Below are 21,137 nucleotides of genomic sequence, written 5' to 3'. Positions count from 1 at the left end.
CTTAGGCTTTATTGATTTCTTGATAATAATAGCTATGCAAAATAGCTATTTCTTCTTCGCCCATATTTCCATCAATAATAGAGCTCAATGCACCTTCAATCGCAAAAACAGCCATATAAATATGAGTAATCAAAAGCGCTATAATAAAAAATCCTATGACATTATGCACCAAAGCCATAACTCTTAGCGTTTCAATATCGCTAAATTGAAAGAACATAAAAGCACCAGAAATAATCATCATAAACCCGCCAACCGTGCAAACCCAAAACCACATTTTTTGTCCAGCATTGAATTTACCAGCAGGAATAGGATGCTTTTCTTTGCTTAAATAGCCTCCCATAATCATTAACCATTTAATATCATAAAGCTTAAAAAGTGCAGGTTTTATCCACATTAAAAACATTAAAACACCAAAAATTGCAAATAAAATTGTTACAATCCCATGCACATCTCTAGCAAATCTAACAAAGCTACCTCCACCAAGTTTATCACCAAAAACCATAATTAACCCAGTTAGACATAAAAGCACAAAAGGGATTGCTGCACACCAATGCACGATAATATTATAACGCGAGAAAACTTTAATTTTTCGACCATGCGAAAATTTTTTCTGCCCTACAACAATAAAATGCGTTAAAAAAGCCAACGGAACTAACACAATAATAATTGCAAAGATAGTTGCAAAATAATGCCCTTGCAAAAGAGTGAAAATCTCACCCCAACCTACAGCATTGGGAGAATTCACTCCCCAAGCTTTAATCGCTTCTACTTCAGGACCACCATAAAGTTTTGTATTCATTGGATTATGCATTAAAGCGTTATTACCCTCAACCACTTCTGCATATTGTTTGCCTCCCTCTTGTGGAACACTTGGATCTGCCGCCCATAAAGTTAAGGCAAATCCCATTAAAATTACAAAGATTCTAAAGAAATTTTTATAAGTTTTCATAGAATCCTCCTAATTTCCATAAGCGGTTTTCCACACATTTGGCACAGCATTTGGCATATTTTCGCCTCTCACGGTTGCGCGATGCGTAATAATGTTAGACACTTCTTCACTACTTCCCGCTAAGAGTGCTTTAGTAGAACACATACTCGCACACATTGGCACTTTACCTTCAGCGATTCTATTTTGTCCATAAAGTCTGTATTCTTCTTCACTATTAGTTTCTTCTGGACCACCTGCACAGAAAGTGCATTTATCCATTGCTCCACGACTTTCAAATACTCCATTTTTAGGGAATTGTGGAGCACCAAAAGGACAAGCATACAAACAATAACCACAGCCGATACATGTCTTTTTATCGTGCAAAACGATTCCATCTGCACGAATATAAAAACAATCCACTGGGCAAACTTGTGCACAAGGCGCATCAGCACAATGCATACAAGCTACTGACACGGCACTTTCTTTGCCTACTTGTCCTTCATTAAGCACAACAACTCTGCGGCGATTAACACCAACAGGCAAATGATGCGCCTCTTTACAAGCCACATCACACCCATGACATTCTATGCATCGATTAGTATCACAATAAAACTTGATTCTTGAGAAATTTGCAAGTATTTCTTGATTAGTATTACTCATTTTCACTCCTTATTGTGCTTTTTCAATTCGACATAGACCACATTTTGTCTCTGGACAAGCAGAATTATAATCAAATCCATAACTTGAAATCATATTAGCCGATTCACCAATAACATAAGGCTTTGTTCCTTCTGGATAGTTTTCAAGTCTTGATTCACCTTGATCTAACCCAGAGAAGTTTTGAGGCAACCAAATGCTATTATAATCTACTCTCGTAGAGATTTTTGCAGGCACTAAGATTCTAGCACCATTGGTTCCATAAATCCAAAGCTTATCGCCATTTCTAATATTCATCTCTGCAGCTTTATCTGGATGAATCTCTACAAACATTTCACCTTCAACTTCAGCTAAATATTTCGCACTTCTTGTTTCTGCACCTGTTCCCATATGTGCCACAAGTCGCCCACTAAGCATATTAACTGGATATTCTTTTACCCAATCTTTTTCTGTTTGGCGAGAAATATATTGTATATTAGCCCTAAAATGATTTTTCTTATCAGGGAAACTTGGATATTTGCTCACTAAATCTCCACGCACAGAATGCAATGGTTCTCTATGCAATGGAATTTGATCATACCAATTCCATACTTTTGCTCTTGCTTTACCATTACCATAAGGGCAAAGTCCTGCTTCAAGCGCCTTTTCTACTAGAATATTATTTCCAATTCCCATAGCAAAAGTCGTCCCTGCCACCGCTTGCTTTTCTTCTTCAGTCAGTTTAATACCTAAAGATTCAGCATTTGCAGCACTTACAGGTGCATGCCCACCTTGATGTTTAGCATTTGGCAAAGTTCTCTCAGTTAGCATACTTTGTCCATCTGGACTTGTAACTCCCCAATTTACGCGGAATCCCATACCTCCACGCATAACTGGAATACTATCATTATACATTACAGGAGTTCCAGGGTGCTTATCGCTCCAACAAGGCCATGGCAATCCATAATAATCACCTTTAAATGGACCAGTTCCTTCTAGAGTTACTTTGTCAAACATATGCCAATTTTCTTGGTGTGCTTTTAATCGCTCTGGGCTCATTCCTTGTAAACCAATACTTCTAATGCTTTGAGTTAATTCTGTTGTTGCATCATCAGGCCAAATAAATTGATCTCTTCCTTTAGATTTTGCAATGTCATACAATCTCCATTGATATTCTTTTAAGAATCCTAGTCGATCGGCTAAACCAAACAAGAACTCTTCATCAGGGCGACATTCAAAAAGTGGTTCCATAACCTTGCTTCGCCATTGATAACTTCTATTTGTTGCTGCTACAGAACCTGCTGTTTCCATTTGAGATGCTGCAGGTAGCATAAATAAATTATCGGTTCTATCACTATAAATAGCCAAATCATTCACATAAGGATCAACAAAAACAACCAAATCAAGCTGATCCATTGCTTTCTTTTGAAGATCAAGCAAAGAAACCGTTGTCATACCAGAACCAATTACAACCAATGCTCTAAGCTTTGTGCCACCATTGTTTGCCATATTTTCTTCATCTAAAACGCCAAATTTCCAAGTTGAATGCGCAAAACCAGTTGCACCCATCATTTCTTTATTTTTAAAGCGCCCTAGCATCCACTCATAATCAACACCCCAATGTTTGCAGAAATGTCTCCAAGCAGGCTCACCTAAACCATAATAGCCTGGCAAAGAATCAGAAAGATTATTCATATCTGATGCACCTTGCACATTATCATGTCCTCTAAGGATATTCACACCCCCACCATTTTTACCAATATTGCCTAAAAACATTTGTAAAATAGGCATAATTCTTGTATTGGAAGTTCCTACTGTGTGTTGTGTAAGACCTTGATTCCAAATCAAACTTGCAGGTTTAGCTGCCGCCATTTCTTCGGCAATGTGTCTAATTTCATCTGCAGGTATTCCACAAATATCTGCTGCTACCTCTGGAGAAAATTTTTGTGCTTCTTTGATGATTTCTTCATACCCATAAACGCGTTCTTTTAAGAATTTCTCATCATAAAGATTGTTGGCAATAATATGATTGAGTAATCCATATGCAAAGGCTATATCTGTCCCACTTCGTATTCGATGAAATTCATCACATTTCGCCGCGGTTTTTGTGAATCTAGGATCAATACAAACAAGCTTAGCACCTTTTTCTTTAGCTCTTAAAATATGCACCATTGATACAGGGTGATTAACAGCTGGATTTGCACCAATAATTAAAATGTATTTTGAGAACATCATATCGCCAAGATGGTTTGTCATTCCACCATACCCAAATGTATTTGCCACACCGGCAACTGTAGGGGAGTGTCAAACTCTTGCGCAATGATCTATATTATTTGTCCCAAAAAAAGCTGCAAATTTTCTAATATAATAGCTTTGCTCATTTGAACACTTTGCACTACCTAAAAACATAACTGCATCAGGTCCGCTTTCCTCGCGAATCTGCTTAAGTTGTGCTGCAATTTTATCCATTGCTTCATCATATTTTAATCGTGCCCATTTTCCATCTTTTTTCTCAAGTGGATAACGCAATCTTGTTTCACTTCTTGCTCTATCAATCAAATCAGCACCTTTACAGCAATGCCCACCTTGAGAAACAGGGTGATCTTGTGCAACTTCTTGACGAACCCACACGCCATCAACCACTTCAGCAACGATTCCACAACCTACCGAACAATGGGTGCAGATTGTTTTAATTTTTTGAGAGTTTGGGTATTTTTCCTGTAACTCTTGAGTAGTTGCAGGACGCATAGTTTTTTGACTATCAGCACCTAAGGCTACACTAGCCCCAGCCAAACTTCCAAGTGCCGTCATTTTTAAAAATGCACGCCTTGTTTGGCGTCTTTTTAATGCCTCACTCATAGCTTAACCTCCTTTATTTTGCAACAGAATAATACATATCCCATTGTTTTGTTTTTTGATAAAGAATCTCTGTCTTGGGAGACTTCCCACGAACTAGATTCTCACTGCTTCCCTTTTTGCTACAACCCGCCAATGCAACACTCACACCAGCGACAGCTATTGAAGTTTTAGTAGCGTTTTTTAGGAATTCGCGCCTACTTTTCTCCATTTAAGCTCCTTAAATTTGAGATTTGGGATAATCCCAAAAAGACCTTTTTAAAATAAAAAGTCTTTGTGAGATTACCACCTTTTTATGTGTAAATTTCTTGTTCAAATTTTAAAAAACTCTCCAATATTCTAGCCAATGCTAAATAATATTTTGAATCTTCCCTTTCATTAATTTCTTTAACTAACTGAAAAAATGCTTGATTAGCATATAAAAACACTTCTTTTGCTAAAGCTTCATCATCTTTTTCTATAAGATATCTCATAAAACCAAATAAAAAACCTAAATGCTCTTCTGTTTCTTTAAAATCTTTGGAATTCACACGAATATCACTTTTTTTAACAATTCCTCTCATTTTCAATAGACTATCTCCACCCACACAACTTTCATAATAATGTGATAAATGCATTCCAACTTGCTTTCCTCCAAAAGGCAAAGCAAAAAGTCTAGAAAATTCTTCTTTGATATTTTCCATTTCATTTTGATTAATCTCATTTTCTAGAAGCAAAAAATCTGCTTCTATAGCTTCATTCAAAGGAGATTGCTTAAGAATATCAAGCTGCTTTTTGGCAACTTCAGCTCTCTCTCCAAGTGCTTCAAATACAAAAAACCCATAAAAAAAGTCATAATATAAGATTCTTGCATTTTTTACACTTATTTGTTCTTCTTTGGATAATCTATCTAGCATTTCTCACCCCTATTTTTCAGCAAAATGTTGTGCTACTTGATCTTGAAACATAACTTTCACTTTGCAATCTGCACAACATTCAATGGTTCGCAATTTCTTAGGATCAGAGCTAAAAGAAGCACTAAGCATTGTTTTGATTTTTTCAATGGATTTCTTTGTAGAAAAAGGCTTCCCACATTCTACGCATAAAAATGGTGTATCTTTAGCGAGTTCCCTACTTTTAAAATAACTAGATTCTAATCTCATTCCCTCACGACTTACTTCCATAATTTTCTCAGGACAAGAATCTACGCAATACCCACAAGTAGTGCAAAGCGATGGATTAAATCGTAAAGAAAAATCATCACTCTTAGCAAAAATAGCATTTACATTACAAGCTCCAACGCAAGATAAACACAAAGTGCATTTATCAGCATCTATTTTCAAATCCCCATAAAATACTGGTGCAACACTCTTGGCAATCCCAAAATTATGGTCTTTTATCATATATTGGATTCTTTGAGCAAACGATTCACGATGCGATCTTGAATAACGATTTTTGTATAAATATGTTTCAAATGTTTGTAATTCTTTAGCGTAGGTATGAATTTTTTCTGGAGAATCAATCACAACAATACATTCTCTTTGATAAATTTGTTGTGTAATATTATTAACAAAGCGGATTGCTTCACTGCTTTCTCCAAAGACTATCACTTCATTTTGAGTAGTCTGGAGCAACATTAACAAATCGTTTTCATTTAAAATTTTCAAAGTAGGTAAAATAAGCGGAGTAAGATTAAAATCTAATAAGATTCCTTGATTAGCTAATTCTTCGTAATGTGCCATATTGCATAAAAAAACTTTATGCCCTTGATATAATTCTACAATCTCTTCTAAGCCTTCTTTAGGTAATTCTTCATATTCTAAAGAACTTGTAGGGCATACCCCCACACAAGCCCCACAAGCAATACAATCCACCGGAGAAAACACAAGCTCCATTAAGTTATCATTAGCCCCCACGCCAAAAGTAGGACACGCATCAACGCATTTCGTGCAATGCTTTTCTCGTCTGTGATGATACTGACAAAAATCATCTTTATAGCTAATGATTTCCTTATAAGAATATTCTCCTAGATTCTGTTTTAAAGCATTCATTAACGAATGGGGATTGTCAAAATCAGCAACACTAAAAAAGCCATTGAAACGCAAAAGATTCTCATCATAGACAAACATAACTGCTTGAGAAAAGCGGCATATCTCTCCATTTTCCAATTCGGCTTGAAAATTTCCTAAATACCCATTAACTCTATTGATGCTACTAATCTCAAATAAAGAAACTTCAAACTCTTGACTTGCTTGTTTTTCAAAGCCTAAAACCGATGCTGGAATCCCATCTTCTCCATCATAAAAAATAGCAAGTTGATTACTAATGTCTAAATTTTTGCTAGAATCCAATCTGAAATCTTCTAAAATTTCTTGTGCTTGATTGAGAATCTCCATTTTTTGTTCATAATTAATATCTGCTTTATCCAAAAGCAAATTTCCAAAAGGTAATCTTTCAATATGCATTACAAAAATCCTAAAATTTTATTTTTTAAAAGCACAAAAAGTAAAGTTTTACCCTACTCTAATTGATTAATTTTACACCGATATAATCGCTAAAGTCAATATTTTTTTAACATTTTACTTATATATTTAATTATATATTAACTTTATGAAACTATTTTCTTACTTTTGTAGCCTAGAAATACGATATTTTAGAGTAGAAATATGTAGAAATATAATTATTTTCCCCCTGTTTTAACAGGGGAAACATTAGAGAAAGAATTACAAAGAGCCCTTTTCTACAGCTTCTTTAGCATATTTTTCACCTAATTCGAAAGCTTTTTTATTAAGTTCCACCACTTTTGCTGGAACTTTGCTAATCATTGTCTCATAAACCAAATCCCTATCTACGCATTTTGTCAATGTAATAGTGATTGCTAATGCTACTACAGATTGTGTAACAACATTCCCAACTTCCTCTTTAGCAATTGTAATAATAGGAATAGGATAAATCTTATACTTTTTCTTATCTTCATCGCTTGGAGTTACAAGATTTGGCTCTATCACAATAGTTGCCCCCTCCTTCAAGCCACCTTTAAATTGATCATAGCTTATTTGAGCTGTTGAGAGCATAAACTCCACTTCTCCATCATTAGCATAAGGATACAAAATCTCCTCATTATCTAACAAAATATCTACTTTTGTTGGTCCCCCACGCACTTGAGAAGTATAAGTTGCTGCCTTAACCCCATAACCACCATTGCGAATTTGTGCTTCTGCTAGAATCTCTCCTGCAAGCAATACACCTTGCCCACCTACACCTGTAAAACGAAGTTGCTTTCTCATTTAGCACCTCCTTTTTTGGCTTGAGCTTTTTCCTGCACTTGTTTGTAAGCTTTGCAATATTCTACTTTATTTGTATCGTGTAGTAAAATTCCAGTCGCAAATTTTCCAGATCTTTCTTCCTCACTCAATTCGTCATATTTTTTCTTAGAAACAATCATGCTCTCAATCCATTTAAGCGTATCAACCGCTTCACCCATTTTATTTTTTCTACCAAGATTAACATGACAATTACTAAAAATATCAAAAAAGCTAAACCCCTCATGTTGAAATCCTTCTACTAGAACTTTTTCAATTTTCTTAGGATCCAATACTGATTCTCTAGCCACAAAACTTGCACCAGCTGCACTTGCTAAGCTACATGCATCAAAATTCGGATCAATGTTTCCATATTGTGCAGTAACTGTCCACATCCCTTTTGGAGTAGTAGGTGAAGTTTGCGAATTAGTCAATCCATAAATAAAATTATTAATTAGAACATAATTGATATCAATATTTCTTCTACAAGCATGAATAGTATGATTCCCACCAATTGCCAAACCATCACCATCGCCACCAACTACAATTACTTTTTTAGTCGGATTTGCAAGTTTAATACCAGTAGCATATGCAAGGGTTCTACCATGAGTAGTATGAACTGTGTTGCAATTCACATAGGAAGAAATACGCCCACTACAGCCAATCCCACTAACTAAGCACACATCATCCATATTCCAACCCAATTTATCAATGGCTCTAACAATCGCTTTTAAAATTACACCATCTCCACATCCCCAACACCATAGTGTCGGCATTTTATCTACACGCAAATATTCATCATAATTAAATGCCATATTACAACTCCTTTATTTTATTTGCAATTTCAATTGGTGAAAGCGGTCGCCCATTTGCTTTGGCTAAAAGTTGCACTTCTTTTTTCATTGAATGCTCAACTTCAACAACATACTGCCCTTTATTAAGCTCTGCAACCAAAATCTTATCAAATCGCTTACCTAACTTTTCTAATTCTTTTCTAGGTGAAGGCCATAAGGTAATAGGACGGAATAATCCAACTTTAACACCTTCTTTTCTTAGTCTATCAATAGCTTCTTTTGCACTTCTTGCAGTTGAACCATATGCAATCAATAAAATCTCAGCATCTTCCAAGCAATATTCTTCATAAGTTACAATTTCATCTCTTTTGCTTAGAATTTTATTAAACAGCCTATCAATGAGATTTTGAGAAAGTGTTGCATCTTCTGTTGGGAATCCTGTTGGACCATGATGAAGTCCAGTAATATGATATCGATATCCTTGAAAAAATGGATTCAAAATAGCTGGTTCATCTTGTGAAACATTATAAGGCTTATAATCATTCTTATCGCCATTAAAAACTCTACGATTTATAATAGTTTTTTGCACTTCAGCTAAATCAGGAACAATCGCTTTACCATGCATATGACCCAAAGTTTCATCTAATAATAAAAATACCGGGGTCATAAATTTTTCTGCCAAATTGAAAGCTCGAATTGTTTCTGTATAAGCTTCTTCTAAGCTACCTGGGCAAAGGGCAATAGATTGAAAATCGCCATGAGTAGGATGAGCCGCTTGTGCAACATCTCCTTGTGCAACGCGTGTAGGCAATCCAGTAGAGGGACCTCCACGCATAACATCAACAACAACCAAAGGAATTTCTGCCATAAAACCATATCCAATTTGCTCTGATTTCAATGAAATACCTGGTCCAGAAGTTGCAGTCATTGCTTTTGTGCCGCTCATAGATGCTCCAAGCGCTACAGAGATTCCCCCAATTTCATCTTCCATTTGAATAAATGCCCCATTTTCTCTTGGTAAAAAAACACTCATTTCATGTGCTATTTCACTTGAAGGCGTAATAGGATAACCACCAAAAAACCTACAACCTGCATCAATTGCTGCATGGGCAACCAATTCATTTCCATTTGAAATAAATTCTCTACTCACTTTATTCTCCTTATAATGCCATAAAGCCATTTGCTTTAATTGCTTCAGCTCTTTGTCTTGATTCATCTGTTAATTTTGCAAATTTAAATTCTTTTCTATCAGCAACTGCAATCGCGAAATCAGGACAATGCAACTCACATTCACAACAACCAATACAATTTTCTGGGCTAATAACTTCTACCATTTTACCTAAAACTTTATGTTCATCCAAACGCATAGCAAGTGTGCCACTAGGGCAAACACTTACACATAAATCACAAGCTTTACAGCGACTCTCATTAACCCAAACTGGTGTATTTTCGGGTGCTTTTAATAATCCCATACTTAACTCCTTAAAAATTTTATTAAAAATTGGCATTTACAAAATTTATTATATCGTATTATTGCCTCCTTGTTAGGAATTAAAATAATCTGTTTTGAGTGCATCAATCAAACCTTGGACAGATTGAATTGATTTATCAAATTGTTGTTTTTCTTCTGGTAATAATTTTAACTCTACTACCCTTTCAATTCCATGAATTCCAAGTTCCACTGGAACTCCTCCAACCACATCGTGATATCCATATTCACCTTGCAACAAAACAGAGCAAGGTAAAATCTTATGACTATCGCTCATAATAGCACAAACCATTTCTGCCGTTGCTCTAGCAGGTGCAAAATAAGCTGATCCCTTTTTAAGACAAGATACAATCTCTGCTCCAGCATTTCTTGTGCGTTGAACTACTTCCTCAATTTGACTTTCTTCTAAAAGCTCATTTAAAGGAACTCCATTTACCATACAAAAACGAGGCAATGGCACCATATCATCACCATGACCACCCATCACAGGTGCTACAATCTGCCCTGGAGCACATTGTAATTTTTCATAAATAAAACTAGCCATTCTTGCACTATCTAAGATTCCTGCCATTCCTAGAATCTGCCTTGGATTAAATCCCGTTTCTCTCAACATAGTATAAACCATAGCATCAAGTGGATTTGTTACTAATATTACAATAGCTTCAGGTGAATTTTCTTTAATATCTTTTGCAATCTCACCAATGACTTTTGCATTGGCAAATAATAAATCATTTCTACTCATTCCCGGTAATCTAGGAGAACCTGCAGCCACAACAATCACATCACAACCACCCAAATCCTTAGGAGAAGCAATCACATCTAATTTTGCAAATTTTTCTCCTACGCAAGAAGCTTGAAACATATCTAACAACATACCTCTTGCCCTATCTTTATCTTTATCACGCAAAACAATTTGATAGGGCGTTGTAGCTGATAAAATATAAGCCAAAGTTGAACCTACATTTCCAGCTCCGATAATTCCTACTCTTTTTACTCTTTCCATTCTTTTTCCTTGCGATAATATTCTTCTAACATCGCTCAATCATACAAAACTAAAAAGCAAAAATTTATTTAACTTTTTATTCTGTATTTTTGATTATTTTCTCTTAAAGAAATCTTATTTTAAAAATTTTTCCTTTCAATTTTACTATTGTGAGAAATTATTTAAATGTTCCTTGTAAGTTTTTGAGAAAGAGTGCGTTCCATTTTTATTTCTCACAAAATACAAATAATCGACATTAGCAGGAAAAATTGCCGCTTGTATCGCCTTAAAGCTAACACTTCCAACTGGAGCATTTGGTATTCCATTATAGCGATAGGTATTATAAGAAGTTGTATCATTTCGTATCATTTCAGGGGTAACTTTGGTATGAGAAAATCTACCATAATTCAATGCACCATCCATTTGCAAACGCATTTTTAACTTCAATCGATTATGAATCACTGCTGCAACCAAGGGCATTTCTTCTACATTAGCCGATTCTTTTTGGATAATAGAAGCAATGGTTACATACCTAAACCATTGCTTTTGATCATACTCGCCTAAAAACTTTATTGCCCATTTTTTATGCTCTTTAAGTGAAGTATTAACCAAATAATACATTAAATGTTTTTCGCTAATACCTTTGGGGATTTTATAGGTATTAGCCAAAATTACTCCCTCTTCATAAGGAGCATATTGCTTGTAAAATAATTCTAATTTTTTAGGATCAAGATTAAGTTGTTTTGCAATCCCCTCAATAAAAAAATATAAAGTTTCACCTGGAATCAAAGTAATATCTTCTAATGCTGCCTTTGAATTCATTAAACCATACAAAAAATCTCCTTTTGAGAGTTTTGTCTTGCCAATGTCAAGCCAACCACTTTGTAAATAACCAAAAAAATGTAGCATATATCCATCAAATGGATTAACATCGAAATTATTTTGATCTAAATATGCTATAATTTCATTTGTCCCACCCTGCGGAATATAAACGATTCTGCTTGAATTAATAGGGAGTTGCAAATAAAAACATAAGACTATCACTACAATGAAAAAAGCATCAACTAGATTACTAAAAATTACCTTCTTCTTAACTTTTATATTAGGAGCATTCATTTTGCTCTATACCTTTCTTTATAACGGAATCAAAATCCAACAATTAAAGATTGCTGGGGTTGAAATTGAAGAATTTTATCTAAGATTAGATAAAAAACTCATTTTAGAAATACAAACTTTAAATCTATCACACCTTCAAACTTCAAAATCTACTTCAAATGACATTAAACAACAAATTCAATATGTCAAAAACATTCATTTACTTTTACAATATTTTCAAAAAATTGAAATTAGAAATATTATCTTCAATAATTACCAAGCCAATTTATCCTATGATGGCAAACATTTTCTTGTTAATCTTCCGCAAATCTATGCCAAATTAAATATGGCCCAAAAAGCTTCTCAAATCACAATAGATTTTGAGGATATTTATTTAAAAGAATATGGGATTTACTACCGCGGTAGCAGTCAATATAATCTCATCAAACAAACTTTCAATTCTAATGGGAAGCTAAATTTTTTAAACCGACAATCTTATAAAATTCTTGCAAGCCTTGATTTAAACCTTAAAGGAGATTTTAAAAAAGTCATTATTAATGGCTCTAGCGATACTTTTAAAAATATTAATTTCTTACTACCATTATTACCACCTTTTAAAAATCAACTCCTTAAAGAATGGATTTTTAACAACTACCAAATTACTTCGGCACAAATCAAAGAATTTTCTCTCACACTTCCATTGGATTCCAAAAATCTCATCAAGGATTCCTTAGATTCCCTTTATGTTGTAGGAGAGATTCGAGACGCTAAAGTAACCTTTCAAAAAGGATTATCCCCCATTCTCTCTCCCAATGTCAAACTCATTTTTCAAAACAACACACTAGAATTTCATCCCAATCAACCAACTTATGAACACATAAATTTACAAGGTAGTCAAGTCGCTATCACTAACATTTTTCAAATTCCTACACTAGAAATTTTTATCCAGACTAGATCTACTTTGGATGACACTATTTCTAATCTCTTAAAATCTTACCACATCTCGCTCCCCATAAAAGCCCCAAAAACACAAATTGATGCAAATTTAGCCCTAAAATTCAATCTCAAAAATGATACTATTGTTTATAATAAAGGCATCTTTAAAGCTCAAGATGCTCAAATACTTTTCAATGCATTAGAGTTTGATTCTAAAAATTTACTTGTCAATATGGAAAATCATCTTATTGAGATTTCCACACAAAATACATCCTACAAAGATCTTTTACTTGCAGACTTCAATTTTATTCTTGATACAAATAATAAAACTATCAATGGAGATCTACTTGCACATTCTCTTATATTGGATCATAATTCTCCTGAAATTCTTACAATTCAAAATCAATTGCTTCCTTTTGAAGTAAATTTTAGCAATGTTTCACAAATCTCTTTTGATTTCCCCACCATCAATCTTGAAGGAAACTTGCAAGAAAATTCATCATTCAAGATTAAAAATCTCTCTTCTTTGCTTCCCTTCTCCAAAATTCTTCAAGATTATCAAATTTCAAATGGGGAGATTCAAATTACGACTAAAGATTTTAAAGAGTTTTTAGGAGATTTTCTTCTTTATAGTAACCAGCAGATTCTACACGATAAAAATCACAAACCCATAGAATCTATGCAGCTAAATTTTCATTATACACCCAATGAAATATCTCTAAGCAGCAATGATTCAACCTTTAAATTCCACAAAAACAACGAAACACGCCAACTTGAATTAACCAATCTTATCATTGCGTTAGATAATATTCAAACCAACACCAATTCTAATGTCAATTCGCCACTTCTAATTATTGGAAAAAATAGCCCCTTAGAATTCAAAAACCATACAATTCTTAGTGATTCCTTTTCGTTCTCTTTTGTAAATGATGAACTCAAAGCCACACTTAAACACAAAAATGGACAAGCTCAAATCTATAAAAAAGGAGATTATATCACTCTTGATGCCAAAGAATTTGGTGATACCTTTGTGAATGCTTTAGCCAATAAAAATATTGTTACGCAAGGCAGATTTTCTATTAATGCCAACACCAATCCAAAAGGTGCTTTAATCGGAAAGCTTGGAATTCTTAATACCAATATTAATCAACTAAGTATTCTACAAAATCTTATGGCTTTTATTGATACAATCCCTTCCTTGCTTACCTTTAAGACTCCAGGATTCAATAATCAAGGTTATTATCTTGAAGAAGGCAATATTATTTTTGGTTACAATCAAGATTTTTTGGCAATTGAAAATTTAGATTTTAAAGGTTCATCCATTGATATTCAAGGTAAGGGAATTATTTCATTAAAAAATCAAAACATTGATTTTTACGCCCAACTCATTACTGCAAAATCCCTTAGCGGAATCATCAATAAAATTCCTCTAGTCAATTATATTTTACTAGGCAAGGAAGGGAAAATATCAACAGGTTTTTCAATTACGGGCGATCTTAAAAATCCAACTATCACAACCAAAACTGCTCAAGATATTCTCCTCTCTCCTTTTAACATTTTAAAACGCGTCATCACCTCTCCATTTGAAATTTTTAATTAATAGGAATCGCTATGCAAAATAAAAAAATAAAAAAAGCTACAAAAAAGGAAATTCAAACCATTAAAGCTCTTTTTTTAGAGCACTACAAGAATGCCAAAACAGAATTAATTTATCGCAATGATTATGAATTGCTCATTGCCGTGATGCTTTCAGCACAATGCACTGATAAGCGTGTCAATCTCATTACTCCAGCACTTTTTGATCAATACCCAACTCCACAAGATCTAAAAGATGCCCCTTTAGAAGATATTAAAAACTTAATTAAAAGTTGCTCATTTTTTAACAATAAGGCTACTAATCTCAAAGCAATGGCAAAAGAAGTTTGCGAAAAATTTGATGGGGTAATTCCACTTGATAGAGAAGCACTCAAAAGTCTTCCAGGCGTGGGACAAAAGACTGCTAATGTAGTCTTAATTGAATCTAAAGAGGCTAATTTTATCGCTGTTGATACGCATGTTTTTAGAGTTTCTCATCGCTTAGGATTAAGCAATGCTAACACACCTTTAAAAACAGAAGAAGATTTAACGAAAATTTTTGCGGATAATCTTGCTACTTTGCACCAAGCCATGGTGCTTTTTGGAAGATATATTTGCAAAGCACTTAATCCGCAGTGCCAAAACTGCTTCTTAAGTCATCTTTGCAAAAGTAAAATGTCTTACAAATGTTAATTACTCTACAAATAAAACAGAATTAAGATTGTCTTCTCCATAAATAGGAGCTAAAGTCTCTTGATAAGCTTCTTTCATAAAACCATTTTTATTGAGCGTATCAATTTCTTTATTAAGCCATTCTAACAATTCCTTATCTCCTTTTTTCACTGCAGGAGCAATCACATCCTCATTACCAAGCTTTGTGATTCCAACCTCAAATCCAGGATTTTCTTTTGCCCATGCAAAAACTAAAAGATTATCATGTGCCAAAGCATCTCCTCTGCCATCTTTTAAAGCTAGAAAAGTTTCTGTATTTTGATCATATTTTAAAAGCTCAATTTCAGGATGATTCTTGCTGAAATAAAAATCCGCAGTTGTTCCTTTATTGACGATAAGTTTTTTACCTTTTAAATCTTCAATACTTTTAATTGCTCCATCTTTAGAAACCACACCTAACGCCACTTTCATATAAGGTAAAGCAAAATCTACCACTGCTTCTCTCTCAGGAGTTTTTGTGAAATTCGCCATAATGACATCAACTTTCCCGCTTTTTAGAAATTCAACACGACTAGCTGCCTCGACAAGCTCAAATTTCACTTTACTAGAATCACCTAATAAATCTTTTGCTATTTGTCTAGAAACTTGCACATCAAATCCATCATTTCCACCTTCTTTATTAATAAAACCAAAAGGCGGTTTATCACTAAAGACTCCTATTGTAATCACACCTTTTTGCTTGATAGCTTCTAGGCTATTACTTGCATTTTGTTGTGCTTCTCCGCAACCAACTAATCCAAGACCTAAAAATCCAAGCATTACAATCAAAAATATTTTTTTCATTTTTTTCCTTACAAATTGAATTTTGAAAAAGATATTTTCTTTAAAAAATACTTTAATCTTTATTAATAATTAATATTTTTATTTAATTTTAAAATTAAGTATATATACTCTTCACATTCTGTGTATTTATGAATTAGAATCTACTTTTTGCAATAAAATGCCTGTCTCCAAGTGAGAAGTATGGGGAAATTGATCAAAAAAAGCCGCTTTAACAATCCTATGTGTCTGACTTAGAATCTTTAAGTCTTTAGCAAGACTTAAAGGATTGCAAGAAATATAAAGTATCGATGAAAAATTCTGCAAGAATCGACACACTTCTTCTCCCAATCCCCCTCTTGGAGGATCAACTAAAATCATAGAAAAGTCATATTCTTCTAGATTAATCTGCTCTAAACGATTAAATTTTCTTATCCCTTCTATTGCTTCTATACACTCTTGACCACTCAAACGAACAAAAGTAATATTATTACACCCATTTCGTTGGCAAGCAAATTTTGCTGCCCGTATAGAAACTTTAGAAATTTCTGTGGCAAGAACTTTTCTAAATTTTTGAGAAAGTGGAATTGTAAAATTACCACAACCACAATACATTTCAAGCAAATCCCCCTTGCTCTGTGAAATATTTTGTAACACCCATTCAATCATCTTTTCATTGATTTTTGGATTAGGTTGAGTAAAAGCCCCTTCATCGTAACGATAATAATACTTTTTTCCATCAATTTCTAATTTCTCGACAACATAATCCTTCTCTACAATCAACTTAACACCCTTGCTACGCCCTATAATTTCCACTCGAAATTCTTGCAAAGCTTTTTTTAACTCTTTAGCATTTTCTAACCAAGTTTCATTAAGCTTTTTATGGTAGATAAGTGTAAGTAAAATTTCATCATTTTGAGTGCTAAGCACTTCTATGGCAAAAAGTTTCTGTCTAAAATCTTTAAAAAACTCTTGATTTAATTTCTTTTTCAAAACAGGCAAAAATTTCTGCAAAGATTCTAATAAATTACAACAATTCTCAATGCAAACAAATTGCTTACCTTTACGCATCGCATAATTTATTTTATCATCTTTAAAAAAGATTCCAAGCTCACAACGAGCCCTAAAAGAATCTTGCCTTAAACTGACAATATCGCATTGATTGATTCCTAAAAGCTGCTTTGCATAATCAACTTTAGATTCTAAGCTACATTCTTCTAAAATACTGCAACCACCGCAAACCCCAAGATATACACAGACCACTAGCGAAAACTCTCTACTAGATTCATTGTAAGTAAATTAAACCCATCAACCAAAATAAAAATTAGAATCTTAAAAGGTAATGAAATCATTGTGGGAGGCAACATCATCATACCCATTGCCATAAGAATCGAACTAATTACCATATCTATTACCAAAAAGGGCAAATAAAGCAAAAAGCCTATTTGAAAAGCCGTCTTCATTTCGCTAATAATAAAAGCCGGTAATGCAATAGTAAAAGGCACATCTTGTGCAGTTTGCGGATTCTCCATTCCTCTAATTCGATAAAATAACGCTAAATCTTTGGGGCGAGTATTGCGTATCATAAAATCTTTAAAAGGTTGAGAAGCTCGCACAAAAGCTTCTTGATAAGAAATTTCTTTTGCCACATAAGGTTTTACACCTTGCTCATATCCCTCTTTAAATACTGGCTCCATAATAAACATAGTCAAAATCAAAGCAAAAGAAACAAGTAATTGCGTGGGGGGAGATTGTTGTGTTCCTAATGCTGTGCGTAAAAATGAAAAAACAATCAATAGCCTAGCAAAACTTGTTGCCATTAAAATCAATGAAGGCGCTAAAACAAGCAAAGTTAAAACAACAACAATATTTAAAATAGCAACCAAATCTGCTGGTTCGTTAGGACCACTAAGCGTTAAATCAATTGTTGGGATAGTTGGACTTTGCGGTAATTCTGGCGGAGCTGAAAACGCCACAACAATAAAACAAGCCATCCACAATAAAATACGCAGCATTAAAAGCCTTTAATTTTCATTATTTTGCAATGCTGTTGGGGCATTTTTTTGAGATTGCTCATAAAGCTTTTGCTCTTTTGTTTTATCTAATACATTTTGCACTCGATGCAAATGCCTATCTTGTGGATAAAAATGAAATTCTACCCGACGATTTTGTGCACGATTCTCTGCATTGGTGTTAGGCAATAAAAAATTAGTTGCTCCTCCACCTAGTGAAGTTATTTTTTGTGGATTAACTTGATTTTCAATAAGAATTTTAGCGACATTTGAAGCCCTCAAAGCACTTAATCCTAAACTATCTTGATATTTTAAATTAGGCTTTCCCTCTACATTATCAGCATATCCAATAATATCTAAATGCATTGTTTGGGGCATTTTCTGCAAAATTAAAGCTAATCGCTTTAAAAATAAAATCTCATCAGCATTCTCAATAGCTGTCTTTTCTTCATCAAAAAGCAATCGACCATGGAAACGCAAAATAAATCCCTCTTTTCCATCATCTTCAACTACAGAAGGTCCTAAAGATACTCTCGCATCTTCTTTGAACTCTAGAATTTCACTTTGCACTTTTATTATTTGTTCTGCAGTTTCTGGATCAGTGGTAATATCTGCTTGCTGCAAGATTCGATTCCTGCTCTCTTCAATTTTAATCCCTCCAGATAGCACACTTAAACTACCGCGAATACTCCCCTCTGCCTCTGTTAGTTTTTTAGCATCAAAAGTAACCATAGTTAATAAAAGAATAAAAAAAGTTAGGATAAGTGTAACCATATCCCCATAAGTCCCAAGCCATAAAGGCATTACTTGAGGACAATCACAGGAAGGACAACGTTTTGCCATATAACAAACCCAAAAAAATTATTCAAATTGACTAACGCGTTGATTTGGAGGTAAAAAAGTTAAAAGTTTTGCCTCTAACGCGCGTGGATTATCCCCTGCTTGAATAGACATAATCCCCTCAATAATCATCAATTTTACTAAAGCCTCATCATTGGCTCTTATATTTAAAATATTTGCTATAGGAGAACCAACAATATTCCCAACCATCGAACCATAAAGAGTTGTAATCAAAGCAACCGCCATCGCAGGACCAATAGAGCTAGGATCCGACATATTAAGCAACATTGCCACCAAACCAATCAATGTTCCAAGCATCCCATAAGCTCCAGCATATGCCGCCCAAGTATCAAAAATTCCCGCATTTGCCTTATGTCTCTCCAAAGTTCGATCCAAATCCATTTCTAATAAACTTCGAATGCTATCTGGCTCTGCACCATCAATTGCCATATTCAAACCGCGTTTTAAAAAATCATTTTCTTCTTGATTGGATTGTTGCTCTAAAGACAAAATACCATCGCGTCTTGCCTGAGTAGAATAATCAACTAATTTTTTAACCAATCCTAGAACATCAAAAGTTTGTGGTTTAAACGCAACAAGAAAGTAAGTGAAAATCTTCTTTACATTCTCCATCTTGTAGCCGATAAACAAACTTGTAATCGAACCTCCAATGGTAATTAGTGCTGATGGAATATCAATATAAGGACCAATTCCCACCCCAAGCATCATCGCTGTTCCAATCAAAATAAAAGACAAAGACATACCAATAACAGTTGCTAAATCCATAACTCTGTTTGTTCCTTATTATAAACTTCAAGTTTTTTGTCAAGTTTTTAAAAAATATTTTAAATTCTAAACTTTATTGTGTTAAAATTTAATTAAAATCTTAAAATATACGGATATTTTTATGGAAACCTCTCAATTATCAATTGTTATTTTAGCTGCAGGCAAAGGAACGCGTATGAAATCGCAAACTCCAAAAGTTTTGCATCAAATTTGCGGCAAAGAAATGCTTTATTACACTATTAAAGAATCGCTGAAACTTAGCAATGATGTAAGTGTTGTGTTAGGCTATGAAGCAAACAAAATTAAAGAAACTATGGAAAAATATTTTTCAGATAAAATCAGTTTTATCTTTCAAGACACAGAAACCTACCCTGGGACAGGAGGAGCACTCAAAAACTACCAACCAAAATATCAAAAAATTCTTGTTTTAAATGGTGATATGCCTCTCATTCAAGCCAATGAATTACAACAATTTATTAACGCTAAAGGTGATATTATTATGAGCGTTATAGATTTGCCAAACACTAATGGTTATGGTCGCGTTGTAATACAAGACAATCAAGTTCAAGCCATTATTGAAGAAAAAGATGCTAATCCAGAAATTCTAGCCTTAAGCACTCTAAATGCTGGAGTATATTGCTTTAAAAGCGAAATTTTACAAACTTATCTGCCTAAACTTCAAAACAATAATGCACAAAAAGAGTATTATCTCACCGATATTATCACTTTAGCTAAACAAGATTCCAAAATCATCACTCCTTTATTTGTAGAATTAGAAAATTTTAAAGGCGTAAATGATAAGGCGGATTTAGCTGATGCTGAAATAATTCTAGGTAACCAAATCAAAAAAACACTAATGAAACAAGGCGTAATAATGCGACTACCACACACAATTTATATCGAAGAAGGGGTTAAATTTAAAGGGGAATGCATTATTGAAAATGGAGTTAGCCTCTGTGGAGATACAGAAATTATTAACTCCCATATCAAATCCCATAGCATCATTGAATCAAGCTATATTGAAAATAGCGATGTTGGTCCTATGGCACATTTACGTCCACAAAGCGTTTTAAAAAACACTCACATCGGAAATTTTGTCGAAGTCAAAAAATCCACACTCAATGGAATCAAAGCAGGTCATTTAAGTTATCTTGGGGATTGCGAGATTGATGAGGGGACAAATATTGGAGCTGGCTTTATTACTTGCAATTATAATGGAAAGGCAAAATTTCAAACCAAAATCGGAAAAAATGTATTTATTGGTAGTGATTCCCAAGCTGTTGCACCTATCATTATTGAAGATAATTGCATTATTGGTGCAGGAAGCACAATAAGAGAAAATATCAAGCAAGGCGAGTTATTCTTAACTAAAGGAGAAAAAATCAGAAAAGAAGGTTTCTTTTATAAATTTTTCAGCAAAAAAACATAAAAATTGC

At 34.0% G+C, this 21,137-nt stretch carries 20 protein-coding genes; 3 read left to right on the top strand and 17 right to left on the bottom strand.

Annotated features, from left to right (window positions below; genetic code table 11):
• Position 1: 1 nt before the first annotated feature.
• The 12 genes from HCAN_RS05190 to mltG form a co-directional block, all read right to left on the bottom strand.
• Positions 2-949 (bottom strand): formate dehydrogenase subunit gamma, encoded by a 948-nt coding sequence (locus HCAN_RS05190; RefSeq protein ID WP_006655700.1) that lies wholly within the window; start codon positions 947-949, stop codon positions 2-4.
• Positions 950-958: 9 nt separating this feature from the next.
• Positions 959-1,588 (bottom strand): formate dehydrogenase FDH3 subunit beta, encoded by a 630-nt coding sequence (gene fdh3B / locus HCAN_RS05185; RefSeq protein WP_006655699.1) that lies wholly within the window; start codon positions 1,586-1,588, stop codon positions 959-961.
• A 9-nt stretch (positions 1,589-1,597) separates the two neighbouring features.
• Complete coding sequence (locus HCAN_RS05180; RefSeq protein ID WP_104761862.1) at positions 1,598-4,423, bottom strand: molybdopterin-dependent oxidoreductase; 2,826 nt, start codon at positions 4,421-4,423, stop codon at positions 1,598-1,600.
• Positions 4,424-4,436: 13 nt separating this feature from the next.
• Complete coding sequence (locus HCAN_RS05170) at positions 4,437-4,631, bottom strand: twin-arginine translocation signal domain-containing protein (protein WP_005022838.1); 195 nt, start codon at positions 4,629-4,631, stop codon at positions 4,437-4,439.
• An 82-nt stretch (positions 4,632-4,713) separates the two neighbouring features.
• Positions 4,714-5,316, bottom strand: coding sequence for a TorD/DmsD family molecular chaperone (locus HCAN_RS05165; RefSeq protein ID WP_006655697.1), 603 nt, complete (start codon positions 5,314-5,316; stop codon positions 4,714-4,716).
• Between the two features lie 9 nt (positions 5,317-5,325).
• A complete protein-coding gene (locus HCAN_RS05160; protein ID WP_006655696.1) occupies positions 5,326-6,864 on the bottom strand; it encodes a 4Fe-4S binding protein in 1,539 nt (512 codons plus the stop codon).
• A 258-nt stretch (positions 6,865-7,122) separates the two neighbouring features.
• Positions 7,123-7,686 (bottom strand): 2-oxoacid:acceptor oxidoreductase family protein, encoded by a 564-nt coding sequence (locus tag HCAN_RS05155; RefSeq protein WP_006655695.1) that lies wholly within the window; start codon positions 7,684-7,686, stop codon positions 7,123-7,125.
• Positions 7,683-8,516 carry a 2-oxoglutarate ferredoxin oxidoreductase subunit beta gene (locus tag HCAN_RS05150; protein ID WP_006655694.1) on the bottom strand — a complete coding sequence of 278 codons (834 nt, stop codon included), beginning with the start codon at positions 8,514-8,516 and terminating at the stop codon, positions 7,683-7,685. Before HCAN_RS05150 ends, HCAN_RS05155 begins: the two co-directional genes overlap by 4 nt.
• A gap of 1 nt (position 8,517) precedes the next feature.
• Complete coding sequence (locus tag HCAN_RS05145; RefSeq protein ID WP_006655693.1) at positions 8,518-9,645, bottom strand: 2-oxoglutarate synthase subunit alpha; 1,128 nt, start codon at positions 9,643-9,645, stop codon at positions 8,518-8,520.
• A gap of 10 nt (positions 9,646-9,655) precedes the next feature.
• A complete protein-coding gene (locus HCAN_RS05140; RefSeq protein WP_006655692.1) occupies positions 9,656-9,967 on the bottom strand; it encodes a 4Fe-4S binding protein in 312 nt (103 codons plus the stop codon).
• 72 nt (positions 9,968-10,039) lie between these two features.
• Positions 10,040-10,987, bottom strand: a complete 948-nt coding sequence (locus HCAN_RS05135; RefSeq protein WP_006655691.1) for a malate dehydrogenase — start codon at positions 10,985-10,987, stop codon at positions 10,040-10,042.
• A gap of 144 nt (positions 10,988-11,131) precedes the next feature.
• Positions 11,132-12,082, bottom strand: a complete 951-nt coding sequence (mltG, locus tag HCAN_RS05130; RefSeq protein ID WP_006655690.1) for an endolytic transglycosylase MltG — start codon at positions 12,080-12,082, stop codon at positions 11,132-11,134.
• 1 nt (position 12,083) lies between these two features.
• Here mltG and HCAN_RS05125 point away from each other — a divergent pair, with 1 nt between their 5' ends.
• Complete coding sequence (locus tag HCAN_RS05125; RefSeq protein ID WP_104761867.1) at positions 12,084-14,597, top strand: YhdP family protein; 2,514 nt, start codon at positions 12,084-12,086, stop codon at positions 14,595-14,597.
• 11 nt (positions 14,598-14,608) lie between these two features.
• Positions 14,609-15,265 carry an endonuclease III gene (nth, locus tag HCAN_RS05120; RefSeq protein ID WP_006655688.1) on the top strand — a complete coding sequence of 219 codons (657 nt, stop codon included), beginning with the start codon at positions 14,609-14,611 and terminating at the stop codon, positions 15,263-15,265.
• Here nth and HCAN_RS05115 read toward each other — a convergent pair whose 3' ends face one another.
• From HCAN_RS05115 to HCAN_RS05095, 5 genes are all read right to left on the bottom strand, one after another.
• Entirely contained in the window at positions 15,266-16,087 is an 822-nt protein-coding gene (locus HCAN_RS05115) for a cysteine ABC transporter substrate-binding protein (protein ID WP_006656874.1), read from the bottom strand.
• A gap of 126 nt (positions 16,088-16,213) precedes the next feature.
• The gene (gene trmA, locus HCAN_RS05110; RefSeq protein WP_006656873.1) at positions 16,214-17,326 is read right to left on the bottom strand and encodes a tRNA (uridine(54)-C5)-methyltransferase TrmA; all 1,113 of its coding nucleotides are present in this window, start codon (positions 17,324-17,326) and stop codon (positions 16,214-16,216) included.
• Positions 17,326-18,057 (bottom strand): flagellar type III secretion system pore protein FliP, encoded by a 732-nt coding sequence (fliP, locus tag HCAN_RS05105; RefSeq protein WP_373973611.1) that lies wholly within the window; start codon positions 18,055-18,057, stop codon positions 17,326-17,328. Before fliP ends, trmA begins: the two co-directional genes overlap by 1 nt.
• 30 nt (positions 18,058-18,087) lie before the next feature.
• Positions 18,088-18,918, bottom strand: coding sequence for a flagellar motor protein MotB (locus tag HCAN_RS05100; RefSeq protein WP_006656872.1), 831 nt, complete (start codon positions 18,916-18,918; stop codon positions 18,088-18,090).
• A gap of 18 nt (positions 18,919-18,936) precedes the next feature.
• A complete protein-coding gene (locus HCAN_RS05095) occupies positions 18,937-19,701 on the bottom strand; it encodes a motility protein A (RefSeq protein ID WP_006655684.1) in 765 nt (254 codons plus the stop codon).
• Positions 19,702-19,822: 121 nt separating this feature from the next.
• On the opposite strand from HCAN_RS05095, the gene glmU reads away from it, so the two are divergent.
• The gene (glmU, locus tag HCAN_RS05090; protein WP_006655683.1) at positions 19,823-21,130 is read left to right on the top strand and encodes a bifunctional UDP-N-acetylglucosamine diphosphorylase/glucosamine-1-phosphate N-acetyltransferase GlmU; all 1,308 of its coding nucleotides are present in this window, start codon (positions 19,823-19,825) and stop codon (positions 21,128-21,130) included.
• Positions 21,131-21,137 lie beyond the last annotated feature (7 nt).

The sequence above is a fragment of the Helicobacter canadensis MIT 98-5491 genome, assembly GCF_000162575.1.
In the GTDB taxonomy this organism is placed as follows: domain Bacteria; phylum Campylobacterota; class Campylobacteria; order Campylobacterales; family Helicobacteraceae; genus Helicobacter_D; species Helicobacter_D canadensis.
Note: the sequence above shows the minus strand (reverse complement) of the source record. Positions and strands in the feature narration are given on the sequence as shown.

Bases quoted from the DNA above. Each gene is read 5' to 3' on its own strand.
- HCAN_RS05190 (WP_006655700.1), bottom strand. From the start codon at position 949: ATGAAAACTTATAAAAATTTCTTTAGAATCTTTGTAATTTTAATGGGA.
- HCAN_RS05115 (WP_006656874.1), bottom strand. From the start codon at position 16,087: ATGAAAAAAATATTTTTGATTGTAATGCTTGGATTTTTAGGTCTTGGA.
- fliP (WP_373973611.1), bottom strand. From the start codon at position 18,057: ATGGCTTGTTTTATTGTTGTGGCGTTTTCAGCTCCGCCAGAATTACCG.
- HCAN_RS05140 (WP_006655692.1), bottom strand. From the start codon at position 9,967: ATGGGATTATTAAAAGCACCCGAAAATACACCAGTTTGGGTTAATGAG.
- HCAN_RS05160 (WP_006655696.1), bottom strand. From the start codon at position 6,864: ATGCATATTGAAAGATTACCTTTTGGAAATTTGCTTTTGGATAAAGCA.
- HCAN_RS05155 (WP_006655695.1), bottom strand. From the start codon at position 7,686: ATGAGAAAGCAACTTCGTTTTACAGGTGTAGGTGGGCAAGGTGTATTG.
- HCAN_RS05100 (WP_006656872.1), bottom strand. From the start codon at position 18,918: ATGGCAAAACGTTGTCCTTCCTGTGATTGTCCTCAAGTAATGCCTTTA.
- mltG (WP_006655690.1), bottom strand. From the start codon at position 12,082: ATGAATGCTCCTAATATAAAAGTTAAGAAGAAGGTAATTTTTAGTAAT.
- HCAN_RS05165 (WP_006655697.1), bottom strand. From the start codon at position 5,316: ATGCTAGATAGATTATCCAAAGAAGAACAAATAAGTGTAAAAAATGCA.
- nth (WP_006655688.1), top strand. From the start codon at position 14,609: ATGCAAAATAAAAAAATAAAAAAAGCTACAAAAAAGGAAATTCAAACC.
- fdh3B (WP_006655699.1), bottom strand. From the start codon at position 1,588: ATGAGTAATACTAATCAAGAAATACTTGCAAATTTCTCAAGAATCAAG.
- HCAN_RS05095 (WP_006655684.1), bottom strand. From the start codon at position 19,701: ATGGATTTAGCAACTGTTATTGGTATGTCTTTGTCTTTTATTTTGATT.
- HCAN_RS05135 (WP_006655691.1), bottom strand. From the start codon at position 10,987: ATGGAAAGAGTAAAAAGAGTAGGAATTATCGGAGCTGGAAATGTAGGT.
- HCAN_RS05170 (WP_005022838.1), bottom strand. From the start codon at position 4,631: ATGGAGAAAAGTAGGCGCGAATTCCTAAAAAACGCTACTAAAACTTCA.
- glmU (WP_006655683.1), top strand. From the start codon at position 19,823: ATGGAAACCTCTCAATTATCAATTGTTATTTTAGCTGCAGGCAAAGGA.
- HCAN_RS05150 (WP_006655694.1), bottom strand. From the start codon at position 8,516: ATGGCATTTAATTATGATGAATATTTGCGTGTAGATAAAATGCCGACA.